General features: G+C 68.1%; 14 protein-coding genes and 1 tRNA gene. 2 read left to right on the top strand and 13 right to left on the bottom strand.

Translation table 11 applies throughout. The features are described 5' to 3' along the window. Window positions 1–11 precede the first annotated feature (11 nt). The 9 genes from ACIBAD_RS08280 to ACIBAD_RS08320 form a co-directional block, all read right to left on the bottom strand. Window positions 12–3911 carry a DNA-directed RNA polymerase subunit beta' gene (locus tag ACIBAD_RS08280; RefSeq protein WP_030154672.1) on the bottom strand — a complete coding sequence of 1300 codons (3900 nt, stop codon included), beginning with the start codon at window positions 3909–3911 and terminating at the stop codon, window positions 12–14. Between the two features lie 97 nt (window positions 3912–4008). Then, window positions 4009–7491: a DNA-directed RNA polymerase subunit beta gene (gene rpoB, locus ACIBAD_RS08285; RefSeq protein ID WP_099889949.1), complete on the bottom strand. Its 3483-nt coding sequence runs from the start codon at window positions 7489–7491 to the stop codon at window positions 4009–4011. Window positions 7492–8109: 618 nt separating this feature from the next. Further along, complete coding sequence (gene rplL, locus ACIBAD_RS08290; RefSeq protein WP_053687958.1) at window positions 8110–8493, bottom strand: 50S ribosomal protein L7/L12; 384 nt, start codon at window positions 8491–8493, stop codon at window positions 8110–8112. A 110-nt stretch (window positions 8494–8603) separates the two neighbouring features. Continuing rightward, window positions 8604–9134 carry a 50S ribosomal protein L10 gene (gene rplJ, locus ACIBAD_RS08295; protein ID WP_099889951.1) on the bottom strand — a complete coding sequence of 177 codons (531 nt, stop codon included), beginning with the start codon at window positions 9132–9134 and terminating at the stop codon, window positions 8604–8606. Window positions 9135–9562: 428 nt separating this feature from the next. Next, window positions 9563–10291: a 50S ribosomal protein L1 gene (gene rplA / locus ACIBAD_RS08300; RefSeq protein WP_030154662.1), complete on the bottom strand. Its 729-nt coding sequence runs from the start codon at window positions 10289–10291 to the stop codon at window positions 9563–9565. 88 nt (window positions 10292–10379) lie between these two features. Beyond that, window positions 10380–10814, bottom strand: a complete 435-nt coding sequence (gene rplK / locus ACIBAD_RS08305; RefSeq protein WP_030154660.1) for a 50S ribosomal protein L11 — start codon at window positions 10812–10814, stop codon at window positions 10380–10382. Window positions 10815–10982: 168 nt separating this feature from the next. Then, window positions 10983–11906: a transcription termination/antitermination protein NusG gene (gene nusG, locus ACIBAD_RS08310; protein WP_134072037.1), complete on the bottom strand. Its 924-nt coding sequence runs from the start codon at window positions 11904–11906 to the stop codon at window positions 10983–10985. A gap of 84 nt (window positions 11907–11990) precedes the next feature. Next, window positions 11991–12272, bottom strand: a complete 282-nt coding sequence (gene secE, locus ACIBAD_RS08315) for a preprotein translocase subunit SecE (protein ID WP_030154653.1) — start codon at window positions 12270–12272, stop codon at window positions 11991–11993. A gap of 105 nt (window positions 12273–12377) precedes the next feature. Continuing rightward, window positions 12378–12450 (bottom strand) — tRNA-Trp (locus tag ACIBAD_RS08320). 219 nt (window positions 12451–12669) lie between these two features. Here ACIBAD_RS08320 and ACIBAD_RS08325 point away from each other — a divergent pair. Both ACIBAD_RS08325 and ACIBAD_RS08330 read left to right on the top strand, forming a co-directional pair. Next, window positions 12670–13896 (top strand): pyridoxal phosphate-dependent aminotransferase, encoded by a 1227-nt coding sequence (locus tag ACIBAD_RS08325; RefSeq protein ID WP_053687955.1) that lies wholly within the window; start codon window positions 12670–12672, stop codon window positions 13894–13896. 163 nt (window positions 13897–14059) lie between these two features. Continuing rightward, complete coding sequence (locus tag ACIBAD_RS08330; protein WP_134072039.1) at window positions 14060–15079, top strand: adenosine deaminase; 1020 nt, start codon at window positions 14060–14062, stop codon at window positions 15077–15079. 13 nt (window positions 15080–15092) lie between these two features. On the opposite strand, the gene ACIBAD_RS08335 is transcribed toward ACIBAD_RS08330, so the two are convergent. Genes ACIBAD_RS08335 through ACIBAD_RS08350 form a run of 4 tightly spaced genes read right to left on the bottom strand, consistent with a single transcriptional unit; the run spans window position 15093 to window position 18463 of the window. Further along, the gene (locus tag ACIBAD_RS08335; RefSeq protein WP_053687953.1) at window positions 15093–15509 is read right to left on the bottom strand and encodes a hypothetical protein; all 417 of its coding nucleotides are present in this window, start codon (window positions 15507–15509) and stop codon (window positions 15093–15095) included. A gap of 15 nt (window positions 15510–15524) precedes the next feature. Then, complete coding sequence (locus ACIBAD_RS08340; RefSeq protein WP_398905323.1) at window positions 15525–16640, bottom strand: UDP-N-acetylmuramate dehydrogenase; 1116 nt, start codon at window positions 16638–16640, stop codon at window positions 15525–15527. After that, complete coding sequence (locus tag ACIBAD_RS08345) at window positions 16637–17035, bottom strand: DUF3291 domain-containing protein (protein ID WP_134072043.1); 399 nt, start codon at window positions 17033–17035, stop codon at window positions 16637–16639. The genes ACIBAD_RS08340 and ACIBAD_RS08345 overlap by 4 nt, the downstream gene beginning before the upstream one ends. A 36-nt stretch (window positions 17036–17071) precedes the next feature. Beyond that, the gene (locus ACIBAD_RS08350; protein ID WP_398905441.1) at window positions 17072–18463 is read right to left on the bottom strand and encodes a DHA2 family efflux MFS transporter permease subunit; all 1392 of its coding nucleotides are present in this window, start codon (window positions 18461–18463) and stop codon (window positions 17072–17074) included. Window positions 18464–18533 lie beyond the last annotated feature (70 nt).

Here is an 18533-nt window from a genome sequence, read left to right on the forward strand (position 1 = left end):
TCGTGTCCGACTCAGCCGTTGTACGGGCCGTAGTCGTAGTCCTCCAGCGGGACAGCCTGGCCGGAGCCGGTGCCGAAGGGCGAGTAGTCGATGTCGTCGTAGCCGACGGCCGAGTACATCGCTGCCTTCGCTTCCTCGGTGGGCTCGACCCGGATGTTGCGGTAGCGGGCGAGGCCCGTACCGGCCGGGATGAGCTTACCGATGATGACGTTCTCCTTGAGGCCGATGAGGCTGTCGGACTTGGCGTTGATCGCCGCATCCGTCAGGACTCGGGTCGTCTCCTGGAAGGAGGCGGCCGACAGCCAGGATTCCGTCGCCAGCGAGGCCTTGGTGATACCCATCAGCTGCGGACGGCCGGAGGCGGGGTGACCGCCCTCGGTGACCACGCGACGGTTCTCGGTCTCGAACTTCGAGCGCTCGACGAGCTCGCCCGGCAGGAGCTCCGCGTCGCCGGACTCGATGATCGTCACGCGGCGGAGCATCTGCCGGATGATGATCTCGATGTGCTTGTCGTGGATCGACACGCCCTGCGAGTTGTAGACCTTCTGGACTTCGCCGACCAGGTGGACCTGGACGGCACGCTGGCCGAGGATGCGCAGCACGTCGTGCGGGTTGGTGGCACCCGCGGTGAGCTTCTGGCCCACCTCGACGTGGTCACCCTCGTGCACGATGACCTTGGCGCGCTTCGAGATCGGGAACGCCGTCTCGTCACTGCCGTCGTCGGGCGTGATGACGATCTTCTTCGTCTTCTCGGTCTCCTCGATCCGCACGCGGCCGGCGGCCTCGGAGATCGGGGCGACACCCTTCGGGGTACGGGCCTCGAAGAGCTCGACGACACGCGGCAGACCCTGCGTGATGTCGTCACCGGCCACACCACCGGTGTGGAAGGTACGCATCGTCAGCTGGGTACCGGGCTCACCGATGGACTGGGCGGCGATGATGCCGACCGCCTCACCGATGTCGACCAGCTTGCCGGTGGCGAGCGAGCGTCCGTAGCAGAAGGCACAGGTGCCGACCGCGGACTCACAGGTCAGGACCGAGCGGGTCTTGACCTCCTCGACGCCGTTGGCGACCAGGGCGTCGATCAGGACGTCACCGAGGTCGACGTTGGCCGGCGCGATGACCTTGCCGTCGATGACGACGTCCTCGGCCAGCATGCGGGCGTAGACGGACGTCTCGACGTCGTCGGCCTTGCGCAGCACGCCGTCCTCGCCGCGAACGGCGATCTTCAGCTTCAGGCCGCGCTCGGTGCCGCAGTCCTCCTCGCGGATGATCACGTCCTGCGAGACGTCCACCAGACGACGGGTCAGGTAACCCGAGTCGGCGGTACGCAGGGCGGTGTCCGCCAGACCCTTACGGGCACCGTGCGTGGAGATGAAGTACTCCAGAACGGTGAGGCCCTCACGGAAGGACGCCTTGATCGGACGCGGGATGGTCTCGTTCTTCGCGTTCGACACCAGACCACGCATACCGGCGATCTGTCGCATCTGCATCATGTTTCCTCGGGCACCCGAGTCAACCATCATGAAGATGGGGTTCGTCTTGGGGAAGTTCGCGTTCATCGCCTCGGCAACCTCGTTGGTCGCCTTGGTCCAGATCGCGATGAGCTCCTGCGTGCGCTCGTCCTTGGTGATCAGACCGCGCTCGTACTGCTTCTGGACCTTCTCGTCCATCGCCTCGTAGCCCGCGACGATGGCCTTCTTGGCCTCGGGCACGACGACGTCGGAGATGGCCACGGTGACGCCCGAACGGGTCGCCCAGTGGAAGCCGGCCGCCTTCAGGTTGTCGAGCGTCGCCGCCACGATGACCTTGGGGTAGCGCTCCGCGAGGTCGTTGACGATCTCGGAGAGCTGCTTCTTGCCCACCGAGTAGTCGACGAACGGGTAGTCCTCGGGCAGCAGCTCGTTGAAGAGCGCACGGCCCAGCGAGGTCTTCAGACGGAAGCTGTCGCCCGGCTGGAACTCCTGCTCGCCCTCTTCGGCGACCGGCGGCACCCAGCCGCGCGGCGGGATGGTGCCCACCGGGAAGCGGATGTCGACGGACGACTGCAGCGCGAGCTCGCCGGCGTCGAACGCCATGATCGCCTCGGCCGTGGAGCCGAACGCGCGGCCCTCGCCCTTGGTGTCACGGAGCTCACCGTCGGTGGTCAGGAAGAACAGACCGAGGACCATGTCCTGGGTCGGCATCGTGACCGGACGGCCGTCGGCCGGCTTGAGGATGTTGTTCGAGGACAGCATCAGGATGCGGGCCTCGGCCTGCGCCTCCGCGGAGAGCGGCAGGTGCACGGCCATCTGGTCACCGTCGAAGTCCGCGTTGAACGCGGTGCAGACGAGCGGGTGGATCTGGATGGCCTTGCCTTCGACCAGCTGGGGCTCGAAGGCCTGGATGCCGAGGCGGTGCAGCGTGGGCGCACGGTTCAGGAGAACCGGGTGCTCGGCGATGACCTCTTCGAGCACGTCGTACACGACCGTGCGGCCGCGCTCGACCATGCGCTTCGCCGACTTGATGTTCTGCGCGTGGTTCAGGTCGACCAGGCGCTTCATCACGAACGGCTTGAAGAGCTCCAGCGCCATGGCCTTGGGCAGACCACACTGGTGCAGCTTCAGCTGCGGACCGACGACGATCACGGAACGCGCGGAGTAGTCCACGCGCTTGCCGAGGAGGTTCTGACGGAATCGACCCTGCTTGCCCTTGAGCATGTCGCTCAGGGACTTCAGCGGGCGGTTGCCCGGACCGGTGACCGGACGGCCGCGACGGCCGTTGTCGAACAGCGCGTCGACGGCCTCCTGAAGCATGCGCTTCTCGTTGTTCACGATGATCTCGGGGGCACCGAGGTCGAGGAGGCGCTTCAGGCGGTTGTTGCGGTTGATCACGCGGCGGTACAGGTCGTTCAGGTCGGAGGTCGCGAAGCGGCCACCGTCCAGCTGCACCATCGGACGGAGGTCCGGCGGGATGACCGGCACGCAGTCGAGCACCATGCCCTTGGGGCTGTTGCTGGTCTGCAGGAACGCGGAGACGACCTTGAGGCGCTTGAGCGCACGGGTCTTCTTCTGGCCCTTGCCGGTACGGATGATCTCGCGGAGGCGCTCGGCCTCCTCCTCCAGGTCGAAGGACTCCAGGCGCTTCTGCAGCGCCGCGGCACCCATCGAACCGTCGAAGTACGTACCGAAGCGGTCGCGCAGCTCGCGGTAGAGCAGCTCGTCGCCCTCGAGGTCCTGGACCTTGAGGTTCTTGAAGCGGTTCCACACCTCGTCGAGGCGGTCGATCTCGCGCTGGGCGCGGTCACGGAGCTGCTTCATCTCGCGCTCGGCGCCTTCGCGCACCTTGCGGCGCACGTCGGCCTTGGCGCCCTCGGCCTCGAGCTCGGCCAGGTCGGTCTCGAGCTTCTTGGCACGGCCTTCGAGGTCCGCGTCACGGCGGTTCTCGATCTGCTGGCGCTCGACGGAGACGTGGGCCTCCAGCGACGGGAGGTCGCGGGTGCGGCGCTCGTCGTCCACGAACGTGATCATGTACGCGGCGAAGTAGATGACCTTCTCGAGGTCCTTCGGCGCGAGGTCCAGCAGGTAGCCGAGGCGCGACGGGACGCCCTTGAAGTACCAGATGTGGGTGACGGGAGCGGCAAGCTCGATGTGGCCCATCCGCTCACGACGCACCTTGGCGCGCGTGACCTCGACGCCACAGCGCTCACAGATGATGCCCTTGAAGCGGACACGCTTGTACTTGCCGCAGTAGCACTCCCAGTCCCGGGTCGGACCGAAGATCTTCTCGCAGAAGAGTCCGTCCTTCTCGGGCTTGAGGGTGCGGTAGTTGATGGTCTCCGGCTTCTTGACCTCGCCGTGCGACCAGGTTCGGATGTCGTCCGCGGTGGCAAGGCCGATCCGCAGCTCGTCGAAGAAGTTGACGTCGAGCACTGTGCGTCAATCCCTCTTTCGGGGTCGAGTCTCAATCATGGTCTGAACGGTCCCGGGGATGACGGGGGGCTCTTGAGCGAGCCCCCCGTCAGGCCCGTCAGACCTCTTCGACGCTGCTCGGCTCGCGCCGGGACAGGTCGATACCGAGCTCCTCCGCCGCGCGGAAGACGTCCTCGTCGGTGTCGCGCATCTCGATGGACATGCCGTCCGAGGACAGCACCTCCACGTTGAGGCAGAGCGACTGCATTTCTTTGATGAGCACCTTGAAGGACTCGGGAATGCCCGGCTCGGGGATGTTCTCGCCCTTGACGATGGCCTCGTAGACCTTCACGCGGCCGGTGACGTCGTCGGACTTGATGGTCAGCAGCTCCTGGAGGGCGTAAGCGGCGCCATAAGCCTCAAGCGCCCACACCTCCATCTCACCGAAGCGCTGGCCACCGAACTGCGCCTTACCACCCAGCGGCTGCTGCGTGATCATCGAGTACGGACCGGTCGACCGCGCGTGGAGCTTGTCGTCGACCAGGTGGTGGAGCTTGAGGATGTACATGTACCCGACCGAGATCGGGTCCGGGAACGGCTCGCCGGAGCGGCCGTCGAACAGTCGCGCCTTGCCGGACGGGAGGACCAGGCGGTCACCGTCGCGGTTCGGGATGGTGTGCTCGAACAGGCCGGCGAGCTCATCCTCGCGGGCGCCGTCGAACACCGGGGTGGCGACGTTGGTGCCGGGCTCGACGCGGTCGGCGCCGATGGCCTTCAGTCGCTCGGCCCACTCCTCCGCGAGGCCGGAGACGTCCCAGCCGCGGCTGGCGAGCCAGCCGAGGTGGATCTCCAGGACCTGTCCCGGGTTCATTCGGGACGGGACACCCAGCGGGTTCAGGATGATGTCGACCGGCGTGCCGTCCTCAAGGAAGGGCATGTCCTCGATCGGAAGGATCTTGGAGATGACACCCTTGTTGCCGTGGCGGCCGGCGAGCTTGTCACCGTCGGTGATCTTGCGCTTCTGGGCGACGTAGACGCGGACCAGCTGGTTCACGCCCGGGGGAAGCTCGTCGCCCTCCTCGCGGTCGAAGACGCGGACACCGATGACCTTGCCGATCTCACCGTGAGGGACCTTGAGCGAGGTGTCACGCACCTCGCGGGCCTTCTCACCGAAGATCGCGCGGAGCAGGCGCTCCTCGGGGGTCAGCTCGGTCTCGCCCTTGGGCGTGACCTTGCCGACGAGGATGTCGCCGGCGACGACGTCCGCACCGATGCGGATGATGCCGCGCTCGTCGAGGTCGGCGAGGACCTCCTCGGAGACGTTCGGGATGTCCCGGGTGATCTCCTCGGGGCCCAGCTTGGTGTCACGGGCGTCGACCTCGTGCTCCTCGATGTGGATCGAGGAGAGGACGTCGTCCTGCACGAGGCGCTGCGACAGGATGATCGCGTCCTCGTAGTTGTGGCCTTCCCACGGCATGAACGCGACGAGCAGGTTCTTGCCGAGGGCCATTTCGCCCTCTTCGGTGGCCGGGCCGTCGGCGAGGACCTGGGCCTCGACGATCCGGTCGCCCTCGTTGACGATGACCTTCTGGTTGACCGAGGTGCCCTGGTTCGAGCGGGAGAACTTGGCGACGCGGTACGTGGTGTACGTGCCGTCGTCGTTGGCGACGGTGATGTAGTCGGCCGAGACCTCCTGGACGACACCGTCCTTCTCCGCCTTGATCGAGTCGCCGGCGTCGACCGCACAGCGGTACTCCATGCCGGTGCCGACGAGCGGGGCCTCCGCCTTGATGAGCGGAACGGCCTGGCGCATCATGTTCGCGCCCATGAGGGCGCGGTTGGCGTCGTCGTGCTCCAGGAAGGGGATCATCGCGGTCGCGACGGACACCATCTGGCGCGGGGAGACGTCCATGTAGTCGACGTCGTCGCCGGCGATGTAGTCGATCTCGCCGCCACGACGGCGGACCAGCACGCGGTTCTCGGTGAAGCGCATCTCGTCGTTCAGGCCGGCGTTGGCCTGGGCGATGACGAAGCGGTCTTCCTCGTCGGCCGTCAGGTAGTCGACCTCGTCGGTGACGACGCCCTCGACGACCTTGCGGTACGGGGTCTCGACGAAACCGAACGCGTTGACGCGGCCGTAGGACGCGAGCGAGCCGATCAGACCGATGTTCGGGCCTTCAGGGGTCTCGATCGGGCACATGCGGCCGTAGTGCGAGGGGTGCACGTCGCGGACCTCGAAGCCGGCCCGCTCACGGGACAGACCACCGGGACCCAGAGCCGAGAGACGACGCTTGTGCGTCAGACCCGACAGCGGGTTGTTCTGGTCCATGAACTGCGACAGCTGGCTGGTGCCGAAGAACTCCTTGATGGAGGCGACGACCGGCCGGATGTTGATCAGGGTCTGCGGCGTGATCGCCTCGACGTCCTGGGTCGTCATCCGCTCGCGGACGACGCGCTCCATACGAGCCAGACCCGTGCGGACCTGGTTCTGGATGAGCTCGCCGACGTTGCGCAGACGACGGTTGCCGAAGTGGTCGATGTCGTCGGTCTCGACGACGATCGAACGGCCCGACTCACCGGTGGTCTCGGTCTCGCCCGCGTGGAGCTTCACGAGGTACTTGATCGTCGCGATGATGTCGTCGGTGGTGAGCACACCGGCGTCCAGCGGCTCGTCGGCGCCGAGCTTCTTGTTCACCTTGTAGCGGCCGACCTTGGCGAGGTCGTAGCGCTTCGGGTTGAAGTAGAGGTTCTCGAGCAGCGTCTGAGCGGCCTCGCGGGTCGGCGGCTCGCCCGGGCGCAGCTTGCGGTAGATGTCGAGCAGCGCGTCGTCCTGGCCCTGGGTGTGGTCCTTCTCCAGGGTGGCGCGCATGGACTCGTACTCGCCGAACTCCTCGAGGATCTGCTCGGTGGTCCAGCCGAGAGCCTTCAGGAGGACGGTGACGGACTGCTTGCGCTTGCGGTCGATGCGGACACCGACCATGTCGCGCTTGTCGACCTCCATCTCCAGCCAGGCACCCCGGGACGGGATGATCTTGGCGGAGAAGATGTCCTTGTCGGACGTCTTGTCGATGGAGGAGTCGAAGTAGACACCGGGGGAACGGACGAGCTGCGACACCACGACACGCTCGGTGCCGTTGATGACGAAGGTGCCCTTGTTGGTCATGAGCGGGAAGTCGCCCATGAAGACCGTCTGAGACTTGATCTCACCGGTCTCGTTGTTCGTGAACTCGGCCGTGACGAAGAGCGGCGCCGCGTACGTGAAGTCGCGCTCCTTGCACTCGTCGACGGAGTTCTTCGCCGGCTCAAACCGGTGGTCGCGGAACGTCAGCGACATCGAACCGGAGAAGTCCTCGATCGGCGAGATCTCCTCGAAGATCTCTTCCAGACCGGACTTGGTGGGAACGTCCTGTCCACTCTCGAGCGCCGACTCGACGCGAGACTTCCAGGCTGCGTTGCCGAGCAGCCAGTCAAAGCTCTCGGTCTGCAGCGCCAGGAGGTTCGGAACCTCGAGGGGCTCCTTGATCTTTGCAAAGGAGATGCGCAGCGGGGCGGTGCTGGCACCGGTGTTCGTATTGGTCGAGGCGTTGCGCGAGGCGGCCAAGAGGGGGTCCTTCCGAGGGCTCGGACTCACTACGCGCGTACCGGTCCCAGCTGACACAGAAGACGGCCCGCCCGATTCGGTCGAAAAGACCTGGTCAGGGCGTATCTATCAAGTGTGCTCAAGCGTGGGCATGCCCCTGGCGACGGGCAGGGGGCAGCTAACAGGCAGCGCAAAGGGTCAGTGTAGCCACTTGGCTCACTGATGTCCAGACCAGGTTTCCGGAAACCGGCAACAGGCCTTCCCCATGTCGTTTAAACCAACCCTGCGACCCTGCGTCCAACACGCGACCCTCATGGCTCTCGCACACAGAGCGCGTATCAGTACTGCCCTCTTCGTAGTCGATCCATGCCTCGGATCTTCGATCCGTGCCGCGGACCTCCGACCGGTCCCGCACGGGGCCGATCGATCCCACAACGGGACTGAGAATTGCGCGCCGCGTGCCGTTCGTCAAGGCCCCCTGCTCCGTGCGGATCAGCTCAGGACCCGGCTGCGGGGCAACGATGATCACCCTACTCCCCAACGAGACCAGGGCAAGTCAGGCACCGCGGGTACGCCAAAGGGCGACCACCCTTACGGGTGATCGCCCTTGGTTGGGGCCTCAGAGAGGCCCCAGAGGTGTTACTTGACCTCGACGGCCGCACCGGCGCCCTTGAGGGCCTCGGCGGCCTTCTCGGCGGCGTCCTTGGCAACCTTCTCGAGGACGGGCTTCGGCGCACCGTCGACGAGGTCCTTGGCCTCCTTGAGGCCCAGGGAGGTGAGCTCGCGCACGACCTTGATGACCTGGATCTTCTTGTCGCCGGCACCGGTGAGGATGACGTCGAACTCGTCCTTCTCCTCCTCGGCCTCGGCAACCGGGCCCGTGCCGGCCGGACCGGCAACGGCGACGGCCGCGGCGGCGGTGACGTCGAACTTCTCCTCGAAGGCCTTCACGAACTCGGAGAGCTCGATGAGGGTCATCTCCTCGAACTGGGCGAGGAGGTCGTCCTGAGAGAGCTTCGCCATGATGGGCGATCCTTCCACTAATTCGGCAGGTGCCGGATGTATATAGAGGCGGGCGTAACGGCCCGCTACGACCCACGCACTAGGCGGCGTGGATCAGTGCGCGAGCCGAATTACTCGGCACCGCCCTGCTCGGCGAGCTTGACGCGAAGCGCTTCCGCGGTGCGGACGAACTTCGACGGCAGCGCCTGGAAGAGCGAGGCAGCCTGAGACTGCTTGCCCTTGAACGCGCCGGCCAGCTTGCTGAGCAGAACCTCGCGGGACTCAAGGTCCGCAAGCTTCTTGATCTCATCGGCGGTGAGCGCCTTGCCATCAAGGACACCCGCCTTGATGATGAGATTGGGGTTTTCCTTGGCGAAGTCACGCAGGCTCTTCGCCGACTCCACCGGGTCACCGGTGATGAAGGCGACCGCGGTCGGACCAGCGAAGTGCTCGTCCAGCGCGGTGATCCCGGCCTGGTTGGCCGCAATCTTGGTCAGCGTGTTCTTCACCACGGCGTACTGGGCGTTCTCACCGAGAGAGCGACGCAGCGTCTTGAGCTGCGCGACGGTGAGACCCCGGTACTCGGTCAGCACGGCGGCGTTCGAGCTCTGGAACGCGTCCTTGAGCTCGGCTACCGATGCAGCCTTGTTGGGCGTCGGCATGGTGCGTTCGCCTCCTTCCGGGTGATGAGGACCGCTCAGAAGGGGCTGACATACGAAACGCCCCGGCGCAGGCGCCAGGGCGTAGCTCAACCGGAATGAATTCCGGGAACTTTCCAAGGTCACCTGCGCAGGACGTCCGCAATTGGCGGATCCTTCGGCCGCCGCACCCTCACGGGCACGGCAACGACCAGCGGTCTTTGGCTTCTCCGGAAGAGTACGTGAACCGACCGAGCCAAGGCAAATCGCCTCGGAAGCACCCGGGAGCGCCCGGGATTCCCGGGCGCTCCCAGGGAAATCCAGGAGCCGCCGGGACCTCGAGCTGCGTACCCGTCGGCCTCCGGAACACGGAAAACGGGCCCCTCGCCGCCCTGTGAAGGGGGCGAGGGGCCCGTTTCAGCCACTCAGGTGAGCCGGGGGCTCAGCGGAGCTCAGACAGCGGCCGGGTCTTCCTCGACGAGGAGGTTCCGGGTGCGGTTCGAGTCCAGCTGGATGCCGGGGCCCATCGTGGTGCTCAGGGCGGCCTTCTTGACGTAGCGGCCCTTCGCGGCGGACGGCTTCAGACGAAGGATCTCGTCCAGGGCCGCACCGTAGTTCTCGACCAGCTGCTCATCGGTGAAGGAGACCTTGCCGATGATGAAGTGCAGGTTCGAGTGCTTGTCGACACGGAACTCGATCTTGCCACCCTTGATCTCGGTGACAGCCTTGGCAACGTCCATGGTGACGGTGCCGGTCTTCGGGTTCGGCATCAGGCCACGGGGACCGAGCACGCGGCCGAGGCGGCCGACCTTGCCCATGAGGTCCGGAGTGGCGACAACCGCGTCGAACTCGTTCAGGCGGTTGCCCTTGGCGATCTCGTTGATCAGCTCGTCGTCGCCGACGATGTCGGCGCCGGCGGCTTCCGCGGCCGCAGCACGGTCACCGGTCGCGAAGACCAGGACCCGGGCGGTCTTACCGGTGCCGTGCGGGAGGTTCACGGTGCCACGGACCATCTGGTCGGCCTTGCGCGGGTCGACACCCAGGCGGAAGGCGACCTCGACGGTGGCGTCGAACTTGGTCGTGGAGGTCTCCTTGGCGAGACGGACGGCCTCGAGCGGGGCGTACAGCTTCTCCCGGTCGACCTTGGCGTCCGCAGCGCGGAGAGTCTTGCTGCGCTTCACTTCTGCTCCTGTATTTCGGCTTCAGGCATGGAGTCGTGGTGCGGACCAGCGCTTGGTCCTACCACTGGTGGTGCTGGGGGTGGCTGGATCAGCCTTCGACCGTGACGCCCATCGAGCGCGCGGTGCCGGCGATGATCTTCATCGCGGCGTCGACGTCGTTGGCGTTGAGGTCGGGCATCTTCAGCTCGGCGATCTCGCGGACCTGGGCGCCGGTGAGCTTGGCGACCTTGGTCTTGTGGGGCTCGCCGGAGCCCTTCTCGATGCCCGCGGCCTTCAGGATGAGGCGCGCGGCCGGCGGAGTCTTGGTGATGAAGGTGAAGGTGCGGTCCTCGTAGACCGTGATCTCCACCGGCACGACCATGCCACGCTGCGACTCGGTCGCGGCGTTGTAGGCCTTGCAGAACTCCATGATGTTGACGCCGTGCTGACCGAGCGCGGGGCCGACCGGCGGAGCCGGGTTGGCCGCACCGGCCTTGATCTGGAGCTTGATAAGCCCCGTGACCTTCTTCTTCTTGGGAGGCATTGCTCTCTCCGGGTCCTAGTGAGAGTTTTTCGCCGCCAATCCGGTCATCCGGATGGAGGCATACCGCACCACGATAACGGGTATCGGAGCGGGGCTAAAAACCGAGCAGGTCAGACCGCCCTTCACGGGGCGATCTGACCTGTCCGGAAGCGTTGGCTCAGAAGATCGTCAGTTCTTCTGGATCTGGTCGAAGCTGAGCTCGACCGGGGTCTCGCGACCGAAGATCTCGACGAGGCCCTTGACCTTCTTCGAGTCCGGGTTGATCTCGTTGATGGTCGCCTGCAGCGTCGCGAACGGGCCGTCGGTGACGGTGACCGAGTCGCCGACCTCGAAGTCGAGGACCTCGATGGTGCGCTTGACCGCGGGGGCCGGCAGACCGGCTTCCTCGGCGGCCTGCTTGGCGGCCTTCTCCTGCGCCTCCGGGGCGAGCATCTTGACGATCTCGTCCAGCGTCAGCGGGTACGGGTCGTACGCGTTGCCGACGAAGCCGGTGACACCGGGGGTGTTGCGGACGACGCCCCAGGACTCGTTCGTCAGATCCATGCGGACGAGAACGTAACCGGGCAGCTTGTTCTGCCGGACGTTCTTGCGCTCGCCGTTCTTGATCTGGACGATCTCTTCCTCGGGCACCTCGGCCTGGTAGATGAACTCCTCGACGTTCAGCGAGACGGCGCGCTGCTCCAGGTTGGCCTTCACGCGCTTCTCGTAGCCCGCGTAGGTGTGGATCACGTACCACTCGCCGGGCAGGAGGCGCAGTTCGTCGCGCAGGGCCTGGATGGGGTCGACGGGCTCGGCGTCGGCGGCCTCCTCGGCCTCCTCCGCGTCCTCGTCGGCCTCGACCTCGTCCTGGGCGTCGCCGGCCTCGGCGGTGACGGCATCCTCGTCGGCGTCCTCGACGGCCTCGGCGTCGTCCGCGACCTCGTCAGCCTCGTCCTCGACGTGGAGAGCGGCCTCTTCTGCGGCGACACCGGCCTCGGCGTCGGCCTGCTCGACCTCGTCGGGGTCCACAGCGTCTGCCGCCTCGACGATGTCGAGCGCGTCCTCGACGGACTCGACGGAGTCGGGGCTCGCGTTCAGGTTCGGGTCAGACACGGTGGCTGCTTCTTCCTGGATACAAAAGGTGGTCGAACATGCGAAAACGGGCGGCACCCATCAAGGCGCCGCCCTCCGCGGGGATCAGCCGAAGACGAACTTGATGGCTTCCTGGAACCCATAGTCAATCACGGTCACCAGACCGATCATGATGACGACGAAGACAATCACCACGGTGGTGTACGTCGTGAGCTGGTTGCGCGTCGGCCAGACGACCTTGCGGAGTTCCGCGATGATCTGGCGGTAGAACAGCGCGAGCCGACCCAGAGGACCCTTCTTCCCGCGCTTGCCGCCCTTGCGGGCCTTCTTCTCGCGGGTGTCGTCCTCGGCGTCAGGCATGTCGATGGAGCCCAGGGCGTCCGTCACGTCTCTCACCTGAATCCGGGTCGTGGCCGTAGCCGCGCCCGGTTGCGCCGCACGGCGTTGCATCGAAGTACGTACCTGCGCACACGTCCGAGAAGGAGTGTGGAGCAGGGCCGGAGGGACTCGAACCCCCAACCGCTGGTTTTGGAGACCAGTGCTCTACCAATTGAGCTACGACCCTTTGTTGCGTCCCCCAACCTACCGCATCCAGACGGGTGCACGGAGTACTCACGCTCTGGAGTGACCGGCAGGGGCCAACGACAGGTGAGTGTACGTGTTCCTGGACCTGACGTCGAACGTAGCCCTCGACCTGACATCTGACAGAGCACATTCCCGAGCGGTCCGTCCGATGACCGAAACGGCGTGCGGGGCCTCTGAGGCGTCTGGGACGATTGGCCCCATGACCTCTGAAACGCCTTCCGCCGAGCGCCGCGTCTCCGCCCGCATCGGCGCCATTTCCGAGTCCGCCACCCTCGCCGTGGACGCCAAGGCCAAGGCCCTCAAGGCCGCCGGGCGCCCGGTGATCGGCTTCGGTGCCGGCGAGCCCGACTTCCCGACCCCCGACTACATCGTCGAGGCGGCTGTCGAGGCCTGCCGCAACCCGAAGTACCACCGCTACACGCCGGCAGGCGGCCTTCCCGAGCTGAAGACCGCGATCGCCGCGAAGACGCTGCGCGACTCGGGCTACGAGGTCGATGCGTCGCAGGTCCTGGTGACGAACGGCGGCAAGCAGGCGATCTACGAGGCGTTCGCGGCCATCCTGGACCCGGGTGACGAGGTCATCGTCCCGGCTCCCTACTGGACCACCTACCCCGAGTCGATCCGCCTCGCCGGCGGCGTCCCCGTCGAGGTCGTCGCCGACGAGACCACCGGCTACCGCGTCTCCGTCGAGCAGCTCGAAGCCGCCCGCACCGAGCGCACCAAGGTCGTCCTGTTCGTCTCCCCGTCGAACCCGACCGGAGCCGTGTACTCCGAGGCCGACGCGGAGGCCATCGGCCGCTGGGCCGCCGACAAGGGCCTGTGGGTCCTGACCGACGAGATCTACGAGCACCTGGTCTACGGCGAGGCCAAGTTCGTCTCCCTGCCGGCGATCGTCCCCGAGCTCGCCGACAAGTGCATCATCGTCAACGGCGTGGCCAAGACGTACGCGATGACCGGCTGGCGCGTGGGCTGGATCATCGGCCCGAAGGACGTGGTGAAGGCCGCGACCAACCTGCAGTCGCACGCCACCTCCAACGTCTCCAACGTGGCCCAGGTCGCGGCGCTCGCCGCCGTCTCCGGCAACCTGGACGCCGTCCACGAGATGCGCACGGCCTTCGACCGCCGCCGCCAGCTGATCGTGCGGATGCTCAACGAGATCGACGGCGTCTTCTGCCCGACCCCCGAGGGCGCGTTCTACGCGTACCCGTCGGTCAAGGAGCTCCTCGGCAAGGAGATCCGCGGCAAGCGCCCGCAGACCTCCGTCGAGCTGGCCGCGCTGATCCTGGACGAGGCCGAGGTCGCGGTCGTCCCGGGCGAGGCCTTCGGCACCCCCGGTTACCTGCGCCTGTCGTACGCCCTGGGCGACGCGGACCTGGTCGAGGGCGTGTCCCGCATCCAGAAGCTGCTGGCCGAGGCCAAGGCCTGAGCGGCCCGCGCAACCGCGCCGGAGCGGCGGCACCCCCGAGGGGTGCCGCCGCTCCGGCGTATCCGCCCGCGAGCCGGCCCGCAGCCCCGTTTTTGCGTTCGGGCAAGGTCCCGTTCAGGGAATCGGGCTGCCGAACGGGTGACAAGTACGGCAGGATCACCGGATGGAGCACGTACGCGATCTCACGCTTCTGCCGAAAGCCCACCTCCACCTGCACTTCACCGGGTCGATGCGCCCCGCGACCCTGCTGGAGCTCGCCGACAAGTACGGCGTGCGCCTCCCCGACGCGCTGACCGCCGGCGAACCGCCCAAGCTCCGCGCCACCGACGAGCGCGGCTGGTTCCGCTTCCAGCGGCTGTACGACGCCGCCCGCTCCTGCCTCCGCGAGCCCGACGACATCCGCCGCCTGGTCCGCGAGGCCGCCGAGGAGGACGTACGGGACGGCAGCGGCTGGCTGGAGATCCAGGTGGATCCCACTTCCTACGCCCCCCTGCTCGGCGGCATGATCCCGGCCGTCGAGATCATCCTGGACGCCGTCGACACGGCCTCTCGGGAGACCGGCCTCGGCATGCGCGTCCTGATCGCCGCCAACCGCATGAAGCACCCCCTCGACGCCCGCACCCTCGCCCGCCTCGCCGTCCGCTACGCCGACCGCGGCATCGTCGGCTTCGGGCTCTCCAACGACGAGCGCCGCGGCATGGCCCGGGATTTCGACCGGGCCTTCGCCATCGCCCGCGAGGGCGGCCTGCTCGCGGCCCCGCACGGCGGTGAGCTCACCGGCCCCGCCTCCGTCCGGGACTGCCTGGACGATCTGCACGCCTCCCGCATCGGCCACGGCGTACGGGCCGCGGAGGACCCCCGGCTGCTGAAGCGGCTGGCGGACCGGCAGATCACCTGCGAGGTCTGCCCGGCGTCGAACGTGGCCCTCGGGGTCTACGAGCGGCCCGAGGACGTCCCGCTGCGCACCCTCTTCGAGGCCGGGGTGCCGATGGCGCTGGGCGCGGACGACCCCCTGCTGTTCGGGTCCCGGCTGGCGGCGCAGTACGAGATCGCCCGCCGCCACCACGCCTTCACGGACGCGGAGCTCGCCGAGCTGGCCCGGCAGTCGGTGCGCGGCAGCGCCGCGCCACAGGACGTGCAGGACAAGCTGCTGGCCGGGATCGACCACTGGCTGGCCACCTGAGACCCGCTCCCGCTCACCGTGTGAGCCGCAGGTCGCCCTCCCAGCAGTCGGCGCGCACCCGGTCGCCGTCGGGGAAGCCGATCTCCAGCTGGGTGCGCCCGGTCTCCGGCGCCGCGAACTCGGCCACGGTGGCCACCGTGTCCCCGAGGTGGCGCAGGAAGGGGTGGTCGCCGAGGTCCTCTCCGACCTCGATCCGGCCCCACTCCCCCATGTCGTACGGCTCGTGCGGCGGGGCGGATTCGACGATGAGGCACCAGTCGGACCCGGTGGTGATCCTGGTGGAGTCGCCCTCGCTGTCGATCAGCCAGACGTCGAGCGGGGCCTCGGAGCGTTCGCCCTCGTAGACGTGCCAGGAGGCGACGATCCTGCTGATCGTGCGCCCCACCAGGCGGGTGGGGTCCGTACCGGCCCCGTGCAGTGGACAGAGCATCGCGGCCGGGACTCCTCAGATGCTGACGCCGACCGTCACCGGCTCGTTGACCAGGGTGACGCCGAAGGCCGCGTGGACGCCCGCGACGACCTCGCGGGCCAGGGTGAGGAGGTCCTCGGTGGTGGCCTCGCCGCGGTTGGTCAGCGCGAGGGTGTGCTTGGTGGAGATGCGGGCGGGGCCGGTGCCGTAGCCCTTGGTGAAACCGGCCTTGTCGATCAGCCAGGCCGCGCTGGTCTTCGTACGGCCTTCGCCGGCGGGGTAGGCGGGCGGGGCGGCCTCGGAGCCGAGCCGGTCCTGGACGCGGGTGAGGAAGGCGGCGTACGCCTCGTCGCTCAGGATCGGGTTGTGGAAGAAGGAGCCCGCGGACCAGGTGTCGTGGTCGGCGGGGTCGAGGACCATGCCCTTGCCGGCGCGCAGCCGCAGTACGGTCTCGCGGGCCTGCGCCGCCGGGACCCGGTCGCCGGCCTCGACGCCGAGGGCGCGGGCGGTCTCGGGGTACTTGATCGGCGCGGAGAGGCCGCCCGCGTCCTCCAGGGCGAAGCGGACGCGCAGGACCACGTAGCGGTCGGGCTGGTCCTTGAAGGTGCTGTTGCGGTAGCGGAAGGCGCATTCGGCGGCGCTGAGGGTGACCGTCGCGCCGGTGGTGCGGTCGTAGGCGACGACCTCGGTGATGGTGTCGCAGACCTCCTGGCCGTACGCCCCGACGTTCTGGATCGGGGTGGCACCGGCGGAGCCGGGGATTCCGGCGAGGCACTCGATGCCGGCCAGGCCCGCCTCGACGGTCCGGGCGACGGCGTCGCTCCAGTTCTCGCCGGCGGCGAGCTCCAGCCGCGTCCCGTCGAGGTGGAAGCCGGTGGTCGCGATGCGCAGGGCGGTGCCCTCGAAGCCGCGGTCGCCGATGACCAGGTTGCTGCCGCCGCCGATGACGAGGAGCGGGGTGCCGCTCTCGTCCGCGGCGCGGACGGCTTCGACCACCTCGGCGTCGGTGGTCGCGGTGACCAGACGGGTGGCGGGGCCACCGAGGCGGAAGGTGGTCAGGGGGGCGAGGGGGGCGTCGTGGAGTTCCTGCACGTGGACAAGAGTACGGTCCGTGCCCCTCGCATCCCTGCGGGGCCACGGACCGTACGTCACGAGCGGGCGGCTTCCTCGGCGAGCCGCTGTTCGGCTTCGGCCCAGCTGACCGGGAGGGCCGAGGCCGGGGCGGTCCAGAAGGCGAAGGTCGATTCCCGCATGAACGCGGCGGCGGCGCGGGAGCTGGAGCGGTGCGGCTCGCTGCGGGCGAAGCGGTAGAGCGCGTCGCGGTCCTCCCAGGCGGAGACGGTGAGGAAGGTCCGGCCGAGGACCCGGGCGCGGAGTGCGACGCCGTGGGCGCCGGGGGCCTTGCGGATCTGGAGGATGATGCCGGGCGATTTGAGGAAGAACCGGAGGGCGCCGGCCAGGGTCCGGGTCTCGAAGCGGGAGGCCATGACGTGGACCTCGGCGCCGGGAGCGGGCGGGGTGGGCGTGGTCCAGGGGACGTCGGGCATGACGGGCGCTCCTTTCGGTCGGGGCGTGCCGGGCGGTCAGCGGGCGGCGGGGACCTTGGCGGGGGTCGCGAATCCGGTGTCGGAGGCGTTCCCGACGGCGGCCGGTGCGGGGATCGTCGGGTTCCGCTTGCCCGGGACCAGGAGGGCGAAGGCCGCTGCCACGGCCACCGCGACGGCGCCGATCCACAGCGCGGGCACGGTCCCGTCGGTGAAGGCCTGCGGGGACTCGTAGCCGCCCTGGGCCGAGAAGACCGAGGCCAGGACCGCGACGCCGAGTGCTCCGCCGACCTCGCGCAGGGCGTTGTTGGCGCCGGAGGCCCTGCCCTGGTCGGCGGGGGACACGGTGGACATCAGGATGTTGGAGGCGGGGGCGAAGTACAGGCCCATGCCGATGCCGCTGAGGATCAGCGCCGGGAGCTGGGCGGCGTACGAGACGTCGGTGCTCAGGATCGTCGCGAACCAGCCGAGGCCGAGGGCCTGCAGGGCGAGCCCGACGGCGACGACGGGGCGGCCGCCGATCCGGTCGGAGAGGATGCCCGCGATCGGGGCGACGACCATCGGCATGGCGGTCCAGGGCAGCATGCGCACGCCGGCCTGGGTCGGCGAGTAGCCGGCGACGCCTTGGAGGAACTGGCTGAGCAGGAAGATCGAGCCGAACATGCCCAGGTACATCAGCAGGCTCGCCGTGTTGATCCCGAGGAAGCCGCGGCCCAGGAAGAGGCGCATGGGCAGCATGGGGTTCGCGCTGCGGAAGCCGTGTACGACGAACGCGCCGACGAGCGCGGAGCCGGCGATCAGGCCGGTGAGCACGGGGCCGCTGGTCCAGCCGTGCGCGTTGGCGTTGACGAGCGCGTAGACGATGCCGAAGAGGCCGCCGCTGATGAGGAGCGTTCCCGGTACGTCGAGGCGGGCGTTCGGGGCGGTGGACTCGGCCAGCTTGAGGCGGGCGAGCGGGATCAGGGCCAGCCCGATCGGGACGTTCAGCCAGAAGATCCACTGCCAGGAGACGTGCTCGGTGAGGGTTCCGCCGACGAGCGGGCCGCTGGCGACGGCGAGGCCGCCGACGGCGCCGAAGATCCCGAGGGCCATGCCGCGGCGGGCGGGCGGGACGGCGGCGGTGAGCAGGGTGAGGGTGAGCGGCATCATGACCGCGGCGCCGACGCCTTGGACGGCGCGGGCGGCGATGAGTTCGTTGATGCCGGGCGAGAGGGCGGCGACGGCGGAGGCGCCGGTGAATATGGCGAGGCCGGCCATGAAGAGCCGGCGCCGCCCGAAGCGGTCGCCGAGGGCCGCGCCGAACATGAGGAGGACGGCGAAGGTGAGCGTGTACGCGTTCACCGTCCACTCCAGGTCTTCCAGCGCACCGCCGAGGTCCTTGCGGATGGCGGGGAGTGCGGTGGTGACGACGAGGTTGTCGAGGGCCGCCATGAATCCGGCGACGGAGGTGAGGACGAGCGCCCAGACGGCGGAGCCGCTCAGTGCGGCGCCCTGGGCGGGC

The sequence above is a fragment of the Streptomyces sp. NPDC051109 genome (assembly GCF_044455885.1).
GTDB lineage: Bacteria > Actinomycetota > Actinomycetes > Streptomycetales > Streptomycetaceae > Streptomyces.